12 protein-coding genes are annotated in these 15,151 nt (G+C 58.1%); 7 read left to right on the top strand and 5 right to left on the bottom strand.

What is annotated here, in order from left to right:
* Positions 1–106: 106 nt before the first annotated feature.
* Both lolA and QRN31_RS22885 read right to left on the bottom strand, forming a co-directional pair.
* Positions 107–730, bottom strand: a complete 624-nt coding sequence (gene lolA / locus QRN31_RS22890) for an outer membrane lipoprotein periplasmic chaperone LolA (protein WP_054053642.1) — start codon at positions 728–730, stop codon at positions 107–109.
* A 64-nt stretch (positions 731–794) separates the two neighbouring features.
* Positions 795–3,200, bottom strand: coding sequence for a DNA translocase FtsK (locus QRN31_RS22885; protein WP_208669027.1), 2,406 nt, complete (start codon positions 3,198–3,200; stop codon positions 795–797).
* A gap of 308 nt (positions 3,201–3,508) precedes the next feature.
* On the opposite strand from QRN31_RS22885, the gene trxB reads away from it, so the two are divergent.
* The 4 genes from trxB to infA all read left to right on the top strand — a co-directional run bounded on the left by trxB (position 3,509) and on the right by infA (position 6,297).
* Positions 3,509–4,468: a thioredoxin-disulfide reductase gene (trxB, locus tag QRN31_RS22880; protein WP_285434709.1), complete on the top strand. Its 960-nt coding sequence runs from the start codon at positions 3,509–3,511 to the stop codon at positions 4,466–4,468.
* A 64-nt stretch (positions 4,469–4,532) separates the two neighbouring features.
* Positions 4,533–5,213, top strand: coding sequence for a leucyl/phenylalanyl-tRNA--protein transferase (gene aat / locus QRN31_RS22875; protein ID WP_285434707.1), 681 nt, complete (start codon positions 4,533–4,535; stop codon positions 5,211–5,213).
* A gap of 57 nt (positions 5,214–5,270) precedes the next feature.
* Positions 5,271–5,978 carry an arginyltransferase gene (locus tag QRN31_RS22870; protein WP_222587609.1) on the top strand — a complete coding sequence of 236 codons (708 nt, stop codon included), beginning with the start codon at positions 5,271–5,273 and terminating at the stop codon, positions 5,976–5,978.
* A 100-nt stretch (positions 5,979–6,078) separates the two neighbouring features.
* The gene (gene infA, locus QRN31_RS22865; protein WP_002553999.1) at positions 6,079–6,297 is read left to right on the top strand and encodes a translation initiation factor IF-1; all 219 of its coding nucleotides are present in this window, start codon (positions 6,079–6,081) and stop codon (positions 6,295–6,297) included.
* Between the two features lie 894 nt (positions 6,298–7,191).
* Here the strand turns inward: infA and clpA are convergent.
* Together clpA and clpS are read right to left on the bottom strand one after the other, a co-directional pair.
* On the bottom strand, positions 7,192–9,462 hold the full coding sequence (gene clpA / locus QRN31_RS22860) for an ATP-dependent Clp protease ATP-binding subunit ClpA (protein ID WP_090185618.1): 2,271 nt from the start codon (positions 9,460–9,462) through the stop codon (positions 7,192–7,194).
* A gap of 30 nt (positions 9,463–9,492) precedes the next feature.
* On the bottom strand, positions 9,493–9,876 hold the full coding sequence (clpS, locus tag QRN31_RS22855; protein ID WP_090185621.1) for an ATP-dependent Clp protease adapter ClpS: 384 nt from the start codon (positions 9,874–9,876) through the stop codon (positions 9,493–9,495).
* A gap of 225 nt (positions 9,877–10,101) precedes the next feature.
* Here clpS and QRN31_RS22850 point away from each other — a divergent pair, with 225 nt between their 5' ends.
* Positions 10,102–10,383 (top strand): cold shock domain-containing protein, encoded by a 282-nt coding sequence (locus tag QRN31_RS22850; RefSeq protein ID WP_285434704.1) that lies wholly within the window; start codon positions 10,102–10,104, stop codon positions 10,381–10,383.
* Positions 10,384–10,458: 75 nt separating this feature from the next.
* On the opposite strand, the gene icd is transcribed toward QRN31_RS22850, so the two are convergent.
* On the bottom strand, positions 10,459–11,715 hold the full coding sequence (gene icd, locus QRN31_RS22845; RefSeq protein WP_010458895.1) for an NADP-dependent isocitrate dehydrogenase: 1,257 nt from the start codon (positions 11,713–11,715) through the stop codon (positions 10,459–10,461).
* A 509-nt stretch (positions 11,716–12,224) separates the two neighbouring features.
* On the opposite strand from icd, the gene QRN31_RS22840 reads away from it, so the two are divergent.
* Positions 12,225–14,450, top strand: coding sequence for an NADP-dependent isocitrate dehydrogenase (locus tag QRN31_RS22840; RefSeq protein WP_285434703.1), 2,226 nt, complete (start codon positions 12,225–12,227; stop codon positions 14,448–14,450).
* 209 nt (positions 14,451–14,659) lie between these two features.
* Entirely contained in the window at positions 14,660–15,106 is a 447-nt protein-coding gene (locus QRN31_RS22835; RefSeq protein ID WP_285434702.1) for an NUDIX hydrolase, read from the top strand.
* The last annotated feature ends 45 nt before the right edge of the window (positions 15,107–15,151 follow it).

Raw genomic sequence — 15,151 nt, 5'->3', positions numbered from 1 at the left:
GTGGGAGCGAGCGTGCTCGCGATGGCGTCGGGGCAATCAGCATTGATGCTGAATGTAATGCCCTAATCGCGAGCAAGCTCGCTCCCACAGGTTCTATGTACTGCTCTTATTCCTGGATCACGTCCGCACCCTTGGGGATGTCGAACTTGAACTTGGATGCCGGGATCGGCTCGTTGGCCTTCACGCCGGTGAACAGGATGTTGGTGCGCTGGCCGACACTGTCGATCAGTTGCATGTCATTGACCAGACCGTTGCGGAACGACAGGCGCAGGCTGTCAAACAGCGTGTCCTTGGTTTTCGGCTTCAAGGTGAAGTCGATCACACCGCCCGCTTCCTTGGCGCTGATATCGAAGCTCTGGCTGATCTTGGACACGTCACCCGACAACAACAGGGCTGGCGTCTGGGTCAGGCGCAGGTCGAGGGTCTTGATGGTGACCTGTTCAAGGTCCGGGTCCCACAGGGTGACCTTCTTGCCGTCGGAAACCATCGTTTGTTCAGCGGGTGCGTTGGTGTGCCAGTAAAACAGGCCTGGGCGTTGCAGCGACATGTCACCGGCGGTTTCCTGCAATTGGGTGCCGCTGCCATCGAGGGTCAGTTGCGAAAAGCGTGCAGTCAGGGTCTTGGACGTTTCCAGCAATTGGGTCAGGCGCGCCACGTCCTTGTCATCGGCGTGAGCCGAGAGCGTGGTCAAAGCCAGTACCGGCAGCAACAGCATGCGGATAAGACGCATGGGAGTCCTCATAACATTCGTGGGAGTACGGGCGTCGCATGCCGCGACACCCTTTCAATTCAAATCAGTCGCGTACCGGGCCCGGGGCCAGGACTTCACGCGAACCGTTGGTATTCATGGACGTCACGACCCCGGCCATTTCCATGGCTTCGATCATGCGCGCGGCGCGGTTGTAGCCGATTTTCAGCTTGCGCTGAACCGCAGAGATGGAGGCGCGGCGGCTTTCCAGAACGAACTGGACGGCTTCGTCGTACAGAGCATCGGTTTCAGCATCGTCGTCACCGCCACCGCCGCCATTTTCAAAGCCACTGCCGGCTTCTTCGACACCGGCCAGGATCTCGTCGTTGTATTCCGGCGCGCCACGCAGCTTCCAGGCTTCCACCACCCGGTGAACCTCGTCATCGGACACGAACGCACCGTGAACGCGAATCGGCAGGCTGGTGCCTGGCGGCATGTAGAGCATGTCGCCGTGGCCCAGCAATTGTTCGGCACCGCCCTGGTCGATGATGGTCCGCGAATCGATCTTGCTCGACACCTGGAACGCCATGCGCGTCGGGATGTTCGCCTTGATCAGACCGGTAATCACGTCAACCGACGGACGCTGGGTCGCGAGAATCAAGTGGATACCGGCCGCACGGGCCTTCTGGGCAATACGGGCAATCAGTTCTTCAACCTTCTTGCCGACGATCATCATCATGTCGGCGAATTCGTCGACCACCACAACGATGGTTGGCAGCTTGGTCAGCAGCGGTGCTTCGTCGTGAATGCTTTCGCGCTTGTACAAAGGATCGGTCAACGGTGTACCAGCGTCCTGGGCTTCCTTGACCTTGGCGTTGAAGCCCGACAGGTTTCGTACGCCCATTTTCGCCATCAGTTTGTATCGACGCTCCATCTCCGCCACGCTCCAGCGCAGGGCGTTGGCCGCATCTTTCATGTCGGTGACCACCGGGCACAGCAGGTGCGGAATGCCTTCGTAGATCGACAGCTCAAGCATTTTCGGGTCGATCATGATCAGCTTGGCGTCTTCCGGGCCGGACTTGAACAGGATCGACAGGATCATCGCGTTCACACCCACCGACTTACCGGAACCGGTCGTACCAGCCACCAGCAAGTGAGGCATTTTCGCCAGGTCGGTGATGACCGGCTTGCCGCCGATGTCGTGGCCCAAGGCCAAGGTGACAGGCGACTTGAAGTTGTCGTACTCGGGCGTCGACAGTACTTCGGAGAAGCGCACGATCTGGCGGTCTTCGTTGGGAATCTCGATACCGACGGTGGTCTTGCCGGGAATCACTTCCACCACCCGCACACTGGTCACGGCCAGGGAACGCGCCAGGTCTTTTGCCAGGTTGGAAATGCGGCTGACCTTGACCCCGGCGGCGGGCTGGATTTCGTAACGGGTAATCACCGGGCCTGGGTGAATCGAATCCACCGAGACTTCGACGCCGAATTCCTTGAGCTTGATTTCCAGCAAATGGCCGACGGCCGCCAGGGATTCCGGGGAGTAATTGAGTTGTTTCTTTTCTGCCGGATCGAGGATCGAGATCGGCGGCAAGGTGCCTTCGACGGCGCTGTCGACGAACAGCGGCGCCTGCTTCTCTTTTTCCACGCGTTTGCTCGGCGCTGCCGGTTTGGGCGGCGCGGGGGCGATCACAGGCGGCACCTGCTTCTCGCGGTCCGACATGTGTTTGCTCAACGCTTGTTCACGCTCGATCAGGCGTTCCTTGACCTTGGCCTGCTCGCGTTTGTCGGTGACCGTCGGCGCGACCACGTCATGTACGCGATCGTCGACTTCACGCAATTGCGCAACCAGTTGCTTGCGTTCGACACGGGCGGCCCACCAGCGATTGGCCGCGCCCTGGAACAGTTCCAGCAGGTCGAGGGTAATCTTGCCGGTGACGTCCATCACCTTGAACCATGACAGGTCGGTGAACACGGTCAGGCCGAACAGGAACAACGCGATGAACAACAACGTGCTGCCCTGAATGTTCAGGGCGTTCCTGGCCAGATCGCCAAGGCTTTCGCCCAACGCACCGCCAGCGCCGGCCGGCAGACCGGTCGCCGCGTGAAAATGGATATGTGCCAGGGCCGCGCCAGACAGCACCAGAAACACCAGGCCGATCAGGCGCCAAGAGAAGAGCCAGCCGCTCCACTCCCACGCTTCGTGGCGCTGACGGAAGATCTGATACGCCTTGATCGCCAGCAACAGCGGGAAGATATAGGCGAAATAACCCAGCACCATGAACAGGATATCGGCGCTGTAGGAACCGACCGGTCCGCCGAAGTTCTGCACGTCCTCGATCTTGCTGTTGTGGCTCCAGCCCGGATCGTCCTTGCCATACGTCAACAAGGCCATCATCAGGAACAGGCACAGGCCGCCGATGGCGATCAATGCACCTTCCTTGAGCCGGTAGTGCAAATGCTGGCGCCAGAGCGGAACGACTGTCTTGGGTGCTGCGGTGGATTTCTTCAAAACGCTTCTTTTCCTGCGCCCGTGGCGCGTCCATCTGTTGATTGACTATAAAAAACTGCCCAATCCAGGCAGGTAAAAAAGTTAACAGGCGCAACTGAGACTACTTTTAACACTGCGCCCTGGTTTTTTTAAACACGGCACGCACTGCTTATTTTGTTACAAACACCGTTACAGGCAGGCATTGTACGGGTTTGTTCGCCCGATGCCATGCTTCAAGCCCTTGGATGTAGCATAGCCAAAGGCAGGTTACGCGCGATTCAATTTGAGCATGCATTCTCTTTTGTGACAAAGGCTTATGAGGTGTTTTTATGAGCGAAGCGAAGCATTCCCGCCTGATCATTCTGGGTTCTGGCCCTGCCGGTTACAGCGCAGCCGTTTATGCCGCTCGTGCCAACCTCAAACCCGTTGTCATTACCGGCATACAGGCAGGTGGCCAGCTAACCACCACCGTCGAAGTCGATAACTGGCCCGGCGACGTCGAAGGCCTTACCGGCCCGGTGCTGATGGAACGCATGCAAAAACACGCCGAACGCTTCGACACACAGATCGTTTACGACCACATTCATACCGCCAAGTTGCAGCAGCGCCCCTTCGAACTGATCGGCGATGGCGGCACCTATACGTGCGACGCCCTGATCATTGCGACCGGCGCTTCAGCGCAATACCTGGGACTGGCGTCGGAGGAGACCTTTGCCGGCCGTGGCGTTTCAGCGTGTGCTACGTGCGACGGGTTCTTCTATCGCAATCAAGTGGTCGCGGTCGTCGGCGGCGGCAACACCGCGGTCGAAGAAGCCCTGTACCTATCGAACATCGCCAAGGAAGTCCACCTGATCCACCGGCGCGACAAACTGCGCTCGGAGAAAATCCTTCAGGACAAGCTTTTCGAAAAGGCCGCCAACGGCAATATCCGCCTGCACTGGAATCAGCATCTGGATGAAATTCTGGGCGACGCCAGCGGCGTGACCGGCGCCCGCCTGCGCGACAGCCACACCGGTGAAACCAGCGAACTGCCAGTGGCCGGCGTGTTCATCGCCATTGGCCACAAACCCAATACCGACTTGTTTATCGACCAACTGCCCATGCGCGACGGCTACCTGCTGGTCAAAGGCGGCAACGAAGGTGATGCCACCGCTACGGAGATTCCCGGTGTCTTTGCCGCAGGCGACGTGGCCGATCACGTGTACCGCCAGGCAGTGACGTCCGCAGGGGCTGGCTGCATGGCCGCACTGGACGCCGAGAAATACCTCGACGACATTCCCCTCGTTTGACGGCAAACTTGACGGCGGGCCCAACGGCCCGCCACCGCCCTCCCCTTCTGCAAGCCCGGATGCCATGCTGACTTGGTTACAACGCAATACCCTGACCTTCCCGCCGCTGGAAAAAGCCATGCGCGACCCCAACGGTCTGCTGGCCGCAGGCGGCGACCTGTCTGCCGATCGTCTGATTCAGGCGTATCGTCACGGCTGCTTTCCGTGGTTCTCGGAGGGACAGCCGATCCTCTGGTGGTCGCCGGATCCACGCACGGTGCTGTTTCCCGACGAACTGCATGTCTCGCGCAGCCTGAACAAATTGCTGCGCCAGCAACGCTATCAAGTGACCTTCGATCAGGATTTCGCCTCGGTCATTGCCGCCTGCGCCGCACCACGCGATTACGCCGACGGCACCTGGATTACCGAAGCGATGCAGACCGCGTACCTCGAACTACACAGGCGCGGCTACGCGCATTCCGTGGAGGTCTGGGACGATGGCGTGCTGGTTGGCGGGCTCTATGGCCTGGCGATGGGGCAGCTGTTTTTTGGCGAGTCCATGTTCAGCCGCGCTGACAACGCCTCAAAATTTGGTTTTGCCACACTGGTGCGACATCTGAAAGACTCGGGTTTTGTGCTGATCGATTGCCAGATGCCGACCGACCATCTGCACAGCCTGGGGGCCAGGGCGATTCCCCGCCGCGAATTTGCCGGCTACCTTGCGCAGCATCTGGATCAACCCAGCCGTGCCACCTGGGTTTGCTGAGCGACATTTGCGCGCGTGGCTTACACTTAATGCAAAAGCTTATCCCGAGGGTTGATCATGACCGAGTTGGCGCGTTTGAAGTTCTATGCCACTCAGCCCCACTCTTGCAGTTATCTGCCCGAGGAGCAGGCCACCACGCTGTTCCTCGACCCTAGTCAGCCCATGGATGTGCATGTCTACGCAGATCTGTCTGAAATGGGTTTTCGTCGCAGCGGCGATCATCTCTACCGGCCTCATTGCCAGAATTGCAATGCGTGCGTTCCGGCGCGCATCCCCGTGGCGCAATTTACGCCCAACCGTCAGCAGAAACGCATTTTCAAACGCAACGTCGACTTGCAAGTGCGTCCTGCCAGGCCGCAATACAGCGAAGAGTACTTCGACCTCTACCAGCGTTACATCGAGCAGCGGCACGCCGACGGCGACATGTACCCGCCGAGCCGTGACCAGTTTTCGACCTTCCTGGTGCGTGACCTGCCGTTTTCACGCTTTTACGAATTTCGCCTTGAAGGCCGACTCGTGGCGGTGGCCGTCACTGACTTACTGCCAAACGGTTTGTCGGCGGTCTACACCTTCTACGAACCCGAAGAAGAACGCCGCAGCCTGGGGCGCTACGCGATCCTCTGGCAGATCGCCGAGGCCAAGCGCCTTGGCCTGGAAGCCGTCTACCTCGGCTATTGGATCAAGAACTGCAAAAAGATGAGTTACAAGACCCAATATCGCCCTATCGAACTGCTGATTAATCAACGCTGGGTCATCCTGAACTAGAACCCCTTGGCTTAAACCCCATTTTTCGGGCACAATGCACGCCGCTTTTGCCTGGCGCAGTTGCACCGGGCCATTCATTGGACACCGAGGGCTTTACTGCATGTCGAAAGAAGACAGCTTCGAAATGGAAGGCACTGTCGTCGACACCCTGCCCAACACCATGTTTCGTGTGGAGTTGGAAAATGGGCACGTCGTAACCGCGCATATCTCCGGCAAGATGCGCAAGAACTACATTCGTATTCTTACCGGTGACAAAGTGCGCGTCGAGCTGACGCCCTATGACTTGAGCAAAGGGCGCATCACTTACCGCGCTCGCTAATCAAGTCAATACAAAACGCCCGGTTTATGCCGGGCGTTTTTGTTTGTCTGCGATTTGGTGGGGGCCTGGGTTTTGGGGTTTTGGGGTTTTGGGGTTTTGGGTTCTTGGGTTTTGGGTGTATATCCGTTGCTGCGGTAACGGCTGATTATGGTTTCGCTCTTACAGCGACTCACTTTTCCAGACGCCGAAAAGTAAGCAAAAGGCTTCGCCCCGGCGTACGGCGCCTCGCTAGGGCTCCGCGTACCCTCGCTACGGTGTCCATCAGGGGGCATCGCCTCCGGTCGGCTTCGCTTCGACCTCCTCTCGATGTGTGCGGCTTCGCCGCACGGCGCTACGCGCCTAACCCCCTGATGGACACCTACGCTCGGCCTGCCGAAGGGGCGAAAGATCAAAAGCAGATCAAGATCTAAAGCCACAGCCACAGCCACAGCAAGATCAAAAGATCGCAGCCTCGTTTCACTCGACAGCTCCTACAGGGGATGGGTGTGCATCCGCTTCTCACCACTCAACAGGATGAGCGTTAGCTCGGCTACAGCTCTTGATCTTGATCCACGGGCGACGTCGGAAGGCTGAGAGGAGGGATTCATCCGGGGTGGAAGCGCAGCGACCGTTCGACGAAGTCGAACACATCGAGAGGAGGTGCAGCGAAGCAAACCGGAGGCGATGCCCCCCGGATGGATCCCGGAGCGAAGGAACCCCGAGCCTCAGCGAGCGGGCCGAACGTAGGAGCAAGCGTTTTTTTGCTTACTTTTTTGAGGCGTTTGTCAAAAAAGTGAGTCGCCGTAAGGGCGAAACCGCCAGCCGCCGTTACCGCAGCAACGGATATACACCCAAACCCCAAACAGCAAAAAGGCGCCCGAAGGCGCCTCTAGCTTTACAACAGATCAACAACCGTCAGGCCATCTCAGCCGTGGTCTCAAAATCGAAGGTCAGCTCGCCATCCTTCAAATCGATATGAACCACACCGCCATGGTCGGCCAACTCGCCAAACAGGATCTCTTCCGCCAGCGGACGCTTGATCTTGTCCTGAATCAAACGCGCCATAGGACGAGCGCCCATCGCCGTATCGTAGCCACTTGCCGCCAGCCAGCCACGCGCAGCGTCGGTCACTTCCAGCTGCACGCGCTTGTCTTCCAACTGCGCCTGAAGCTCGGTAAGGAACTTGTCCACCACGCTTTTGATGACCTCATGACTGAGGCGACCAAACTGGATAATGGTGTCCAGACGGTTGCGGAACTCCGGCGTGAAGCTCTTCTTGATCACTTCCATCGCATCGGACGAATGGTCCTGATGGGTGAAACCGATCGAAGCGCGAGCCGCAGTTTCGGCACCGGCGTTGGTCGTCATGATGACGATCACGTTACGGAAGTCCGCCTTGCGCCCGTTGTTATCGGTCAGCGTACCGTGGTCCATCACCTGCAACAGCAGGTTGAAGACTTCCGGATGCGCCTTCTCGATCTCATCGAGCAACAGCACACAGTGAGGCTGCTTGGTGATGGCTTCGGTCAGCAGACCGCCCTGATCGAACCCGACATAGCCTGGAGGTGCACCGATCAGACGCGATACGGTGTGGCGCTCCATGTACTCGGACATGTCGAAGCGAACCAGTTCGATCCCCAAGGCCTTGGCCAACTGACGTGCCGCTTCGGTTTTACCGACACCGGTCGGCCCTGCGAACAGGAACGAACCAACAGGCTTGTCAGGCGACTTGAGACCGGCGCGGGACAGTTTGATCGCAGTCGACAGCGAGTCGATCGCGGCATCCTGGCCGAATACGGTCAGCTTCAGGTCACGCTCAAGGTTACGCAGCAGCTCTTTGTCGGAGCTGGTGACGTGTTTTGGCGGAATCCGCGCGATTTTCGCAACGATGTCCTCGACCTGAGGCACTTCGATGCGTTTCACGCGTTTCTCGATCGGCTGCAGACGCTGATAGGCGCCCGCCTCGTCGATGACATCGATGGCTTTGTCCGGCATGTGCCGGTCATTGATGTAGCGCGACGCCAGTTCAGCAGCGGCACGCAACGCCTCATCGCTGTATTCGATGTTGTGGTGCGCTTCGAAACGACCTTTCAGGCCGCGCAGGATGCCGATGGTGTCTTCCACCGACGGCTCCGACACATCGACCTTCTGGAAGCGCCGAGCCAAGGCCCGATCCTTCTCGAAGATCCCGCGGAATTCCTGGAACGTGGTCGAACCGATGCAACGGATATCACCCGACGACAGCAGTGGCTTGAGCAGGTTCGAGGCATCCATGACGCCACCGGACGCGGCACCCGCACCGATGATGGTGTGGATTTCGTCGATGAACAGGATCGCCTGCGGACGTTTTTTCAGCTCATTGAGCAACGCCTTGAAGCGCTTCTCGAAATCGCCACGGTATTTGGTCCCGGCCAGCAGGGCTCCCAGATCGAGGGAATACACCACGCTGTTGGCCAGCAGGTCCGGCACCTGGTTGTCGACAATACGCTTGGCCAGGCCTTCGGCAATCGCGGTTTTACCCACGCCCGCCTCGCCTACCAACAGCGGATTGTTTTTGCGACGACGCGCCAGGATCTGCGCGACACGCTCGACTTCCAGCTCACGGCCGACCAACGGATCGATACGCCCCTGGCGCGCGAGTTCGTTGAGGTTGCTGGCATAAGCATCCAGAGGATTGCCTGAAGAAGAAGACTCACCGCCCTCGTCGTCCTGCATATCTTGCTCACCTTCAGAGTGATCGCCATGCCCAGGCACTTTGGAAATACCATGAGCGATGTAGTTGACGACATCAATGCGCGCAACGCTCTGCTGTTTCAGCAGGAACACTGCCTGACTCTCTTGCTCACTGAAGATTGCGACCAGCACGTTGGCGCCAGTCACTTCGCGTTTGCCCGAGCTCTGTACGTGGAAAACAGCACGCTGCAGGACACGCTGGAAGCCCAGGGTTGGCTGGGTTTCGCGATCCTCGTCATGGATAGGGATCAATGGCGTGGTGGAGTCGATGAACTCCTGCAGATCATGCTTGAGTTTGTCGAGGTTTGCGCCGCAGGCACGCAAAACGGTGGCGGCAGCCTCATTATCCAATAGGGCCAGCAGGAGGTGTTCGACGGTCATGAATTCATGACGCTTCGATCGAGCCTCCTTGAAGGCTAAATTGAGGGTGACTTCGAGCTCGCGGTTTAACATAGCTTCACCTCATACCCAAGTGGTCGGCGATTAACCGTCCTTCTCGATTTCACAGAGTAGCGGATGCTGGCTTTCCCTGGCGTACTGGTTGACCTGCATGGCCTTAGTCTCGGCGATGTCGCGGGTAAACACTCCACATACTGCCCGTCCTTCTGTGTGGACGGCCAGCATGACCTTGGTCGCCAGCTCCCGATTCAGGTTAAAAAACACCTCGAGCACTTCGACGACGAAATCCATCGGTGTGTAGTCATCATTGAACAAAACCACCTTGTACATCGGCGGCGCCTGTAGTGCAGGCTTTGCCTCCTGAACAGCAATGCCTGCGGAATCGTCGTCTTGAGCTCCCGGGTGTTCTTTTTGGAGAGCCGGGCGATCCTGATTGAATGTTAGTCGAATCTGGCTGATTGCATGCATGGAAAGAAAGGTTCGTCAGTTGTTCAAATACAGTGGTGGGGGCGGCCAACGTCGATTTCAACTCCGACTGCCTGGTCACCTTGACTATCGGGAAATCGGTGTTACAACCAATAGAGCCCACAGTGGGTAAAAAAGGTCCGCGGAGTCAATCTTAATTATAGAGACTGACTGCGGATGTACTGGATGATACTCCAGTGATGGAGTCTGTTGCAGAGGGATATGGGTATGCCAGTCGGTAAGGTGAAGTGGTTCAACAATGCAAAGGGATTCGGTTTCATTAACACCGACGCCAGAGAAGGACACGATGAGGACGGCAAGGAAATCGATTTCTTTGCCCACTATTCGGCCATTGAGATGGAAGGCTACAAAACCCTCAAGGCCGGGCAAGCCGTAAACTTCAAGATCATCCAGGGGCCCAAGGGCTTGCATGCCGTGAACATCACGGCGGCGATCCCTGCCATCGAACAAACGATACCTTCCGTCAAACAGGAATCGGTGTCGAGCTGACGCAACAGATCATCCAGTCATGAAAAAACCGCCCGAAGGCGGTTTTTTTAATGCTGATTCGCTTACATATGCGGCTTACATGTGCGAAATCAACGCATCACCGAACGCGGACGAAGACAGCAGCTTCGCGCCTTCCATCAAACGATGGAAGTCATAGGTCACGGTCTTGGCGGAAATTGCGCCGTTGGTGCCCTTGATGATCAGATCAGCTGCTTCGGTCCAGCCCATGTGACGCAGCATCATCTCTGCGGACAGGATCAGCGAGCCCGGGTTGACCTGGTCCTTGCCGGCGTATTTCGGCGCAGTACCGTGGGTCGCTTCGAACATCGCAATGGTGTCGGACAGGTTGGCACCCGGCGCGATACCGATACCGCCCACTTCGGCCGCCAGGGCGTCGGAGAGGTAGTCGCCGTTGAGGTTCAGGGTCGCGATCACATCGTACTCGGCCGGGCGCAGCAGGATCTGCTGGAGCATGGCGTCGGCGATGGCGTCCTTGACGATAACGTTCTTGCCGGTTTTCGGGTTCTTGAACTGCATCCACGGACCGCCATCGAGCAGGGTCGCGCCGAACTCTTCAGCCGCCACTTCGTAGGCCCATTCCTTGAAGGCACCTTCGGTGAACTTCATGATGTTGCCTTTGTGCACGATGGTCAGCGAATCGCGGTCGTTGTCGACCACATATTGCAGAGCCTTGCGCGCCAGACGCTTGGTGCCTTGCAGGGAAACCGGCTTGATGCCGATACCGCAGTTTTCGTCGAAACGGATCTTGGTGACGCCCATTTCATCTTTCAAAAACTTGATGACCTTGGTCGCTTCCGGCGAGCCGGCTTTCCACTCGATACCGGCGTAGATGTCTTCCGAGTTCTCGCGGAAGATCGTCATGTCGACATCGCCTGGCTTCTTGACCGGGCTCGGCACGCCTTCGAACCAGCGTACCGGACGCAGGCAGACATACAGGTCGAGCTGCTGACGCAGGGCCACGTTCAGCGAACGGATGCCGCCACCGACCGGGGTGGTCAGAGGGCCCTTGATGGAAACCACGTAATCCTTGACCGCGTCCAGGGTTTCCTGAGGCAGCCAAGTGTCCTGATCGTAAACCTGAGTCGCTTTCTCCCCGGCATAGACTTCCATCCAGGAAATTTTGCGCTCGCCGCCGTAAGCCTTCTTAACAGCAGCATCGACAACCTTGATCATGACCGGGCTGATATCAACGCCAATACCATCGCCTTCGATGAAGGGGATGATCGGGTTGTTAGGAACATTGAGAGAATGGTCCGCGTTGACGGTGATTTTGTCGCCGACTGCTGGAACCTGAATCTTCTTGTATCCCATGCTGAACTCCATTGTTTGGATTGAACATCTGGCTTCGTTCGAGCGTACCCCAGTTAAATCGGCACGCAAACCCTATGTTCCAACCATCTGCCGCAAAGCTACGCAGTTCGCGACGTACAAGCCTGAAAGCAAAGGGAAAAGCGCCAAACTCAAGCACGGTGCAAGACTCTACGCCCCACGGGTCCCTGCGACCTTTAGACCAATGGACGTGCATCGTTACGTATGAACCATCGGCAGATTGCCAGCTACCTATGTATAATGCCGCCCGCTGACCACAGAGTCACAACGGCCGACCTCTCCTGCAACTGAACAAGTAGCCGAGGCTTGGGGCCAGAAAAAGCAGGGTTGTTACCGCAACCCACCCGCTTGACGCTCGACCGATGCACCCAACATCACCGCAAAGAAACCTCGACATTCGGCTCATGGATGACTTTGAACGAACGCGCTTTACCCGGCGCCCCTCGAGTTTCTGCGCACGCTTTAGCAAAGAAGAGAGAGTTAATCCGAATATGCCCACCCGCTCGAAGATCATCTATACCTTCACCGACGAAGCTCCCGCCCTCGCCACCTATTCACTGTTGCCTATCGTAGAGGCGTTCACCGCCTCGGCTGATATCGCCGTTGAAACCCGCGATATCTCTCTTGCAGGGCGCATCCTGGCCAGCTTCCCCGAGCAATTGGGTGACAAAGCCGTAGCCGACCACCTCGCCGAACTGGGCGACCTGGCCGTTACGCCTGAAGCCAACATCATCAAGCTGCCGAACATCAGTGCCTCGGTTCCGCAGCTGCAAGCCGCGATCAAAGAGCTGCAAGCCCAGGGCTTCGCACTGCCGGATTACCCGGAAACCGTGACCAGCGACGCCGACAAGCTCGCCAAATCCCGTTACGACAAGATCAAGGGCAGCGCCGTAAACCCGGTTCTGCGCGAAGGCAACTCCGACCGTCGTGCGCCACTGTCGGTCAAGAACTACGCACGCAAGCACCCGCACAAAATGGGCGCCTGGGCCAAAGACTCCAAGTCCCACGTCGCGCACATGAGCACCGGCGATTTCTACGGCAGCGAAAAAGCCGCCCTGATCGACGCCGCTGACGCGGTCAAAATCGAACTGATCGCTCAAGACGGCACCACCACCGTCCTGAAAGAAAAAACCACCGTGCAAGCCGGTGAGATCCTCGATTGCGCCGTCATGAGCAAAAACGCACTGCGCAGCTTCATTGCCGCCGAGATCGAAGACGCCAAGCAAAAAGGCGTGCTGCTGTCGGTTCACTTGAAAGCCACCATGATGAAGGTCTCCGACCCGATCATGTTCGGCCAGATCGTTGCCGAGTTCTATAAAGACGCACTGGCCAAGCACGCTGATGTGCTGGCTCAGATCGGCTTCAACCTGAACAACGGCATCGGCGACCTGTACGCTCGCATCAAGGCTTTGCCGGCCGAGCAACAAGCGCAGATCGAAGCGGACATCCAGGCGGTCTACGCCGTTCGTCCGTCGTTGGCCATGGTCAACTCCGACAAAGGCATCACCAACCTGCACGTGCCGAGCGACGTCATCGTCGACGCCTCGATGCCAGCGATGATCCGTGACTCCGGCAAGATGTGGGGCACCGACGGTCAACTGCACGACACCAAGGCCGTGATCCCGGATCGCTGCTACGCCACCATCTACCAGGCGGTGATCGAAGACTGCAAGCTGCACGGCGCTTTCGATCCAACCACCATGGGCAGCGTGCCAAACGTTGGCCTGATGGCGAAAAAAGCCGAAGAGTACGGCTCGCACGACAAGACTTTCCAGATCAAGAGCAACGGCGTGGTTCGGGTTTCCGACAGCGCTGGCCGCACACTGCTGGAACAGTCGGTTGAAGCCGGCGACATCTTCCGCATGTGCCAGACCAAAGACGCGCCGATCCAGGACTGGGTCAAACTGGCCGTCAACCGTGCTCGCGCAAGCGCTACCCCGGCTATTTTCTGGCTGGACCCGATGCGCGCCCACGACGGCGTGGTGATCGAGAAAGTTCAGGCTTACCTGAAGGATCACGACACTTCCGGCCTGGACATCCGCATCATGTCGCCTGTCGACGCGATGGCCTTCACTTTGGGCCGCACCCGCGAAGGCAAGGACACCATCTCGGTGACCGGCAACGTACTGCGCGACTACCTGACCGACCTGTTCCCGATCATGGAACTGGGCACCAGCGCCAAGATGCTGTCGATCGTGCCGCTGATGAATGGCGGCGGCCTGTTCGAAACCGGCGCTGGCGGTTCGGCACCGAAGCACGTTCAGCAACTGCTGGAAGAAAACTTCCTGCGCTGGGATTCCCTGGGCGAGTTCCTGGCCCTGGCCGCTTCCCTCGAGCACCTGGGTGTTACTTACAACAACCCTAAAGCGCTGGTGCTGGCCAAGACCCTGGATCAGGCCACTGGCCAGTTCCTGGACAACAACAAGTCGCCATCGCGCAAAGTCGGCAACATCGACAACCGCGGCAGCCACTTCTACCTGGCGCTGTACTGGGCTCAAGCCCTGGCAGCCCAGACTGAGGACGCTGCACTGCAAGCACAGTTCAGCCAACTGGCCAAGACCCTGGCCGAGAACGAGGCGACCATCGTTGCCGAGCTCAACGCTGTTCAGGGCAAGCCAGTGGACATCGGCGGTTACTACCACGCCAATGCCGAGCTGATCAGCAAGGCCATGCGCCCGAGCAACACCTTCAACGCCGCGATCGCTGCGCTGGTTTAAGGTTGTAAGGATGCAAAGAAGCCCCGGCCCAGTGCCGGGGTTTCTGTTTCTGCCGCACAGTTCAATGTGAACACCGGACAAATGTGGGAGCGAGCTTGCTCGCGATAGCGGTTTATCATTCAACGCTGATATTGACTGACCCACCGCTATCGCGAGCAAGCTCGCTCCCACATGATCTTTGTTCCAACATAGAAAATTGAGGAAGCTTTATGGACTGGAAACCCCACATCACTGTCGCCACCATCGTCGAAGACAACGGCCGCTTCCTGATGGTCGAAGAACTCAAGCACGGACGAACGGTGCTCAACCAACCCGCCGGCCACCTCGACCCGGACGAAACCCTGATCGACGCCGCCGTGCGTGAAACCCTTGAAGAAACCGGCTGGGACGTGGAGCCGACCGGCGTGGTGGGCATTTACCTCTACACCGCGCCAAGCAACGGCGTGACCTACCAGCGCGTCTGCTTCACCGCAAAACCGCTCAAACACCACCCCGACTATCAACTGGACGACGGTATCGTCGGCGCAAAGTGGCTGACGCGTGACGAACTGATGGCACAGCGCGCAAACTGGCGCAGTGAGCTGATCATCCGCTGTATCGATGATTATCTGGACGGTAAACACTTCGGTCTCGAACTGATCCGCCCTTCTCTTTAGCCTTGCGGGCTTCGGCCTGCTAGAATCGCGTCCTTTTTCAAGACA

The sequence above is a fragment of the Pseudomonas sp. fls2-241-R2A-110 genome, assembly GCF_030209165.1.
Classification (GTDB): Bacteria; Pseudomonadota; Gammaproteobacteria; order Pseudomonadales; family Pseudomonadaceae; genus Aquipseudomonas.
The sequence above is the reverse complement of the archived record's forward strand: the minus strand, read 5'-3'. Positions and strand labels throughout refer to the sequence as shown.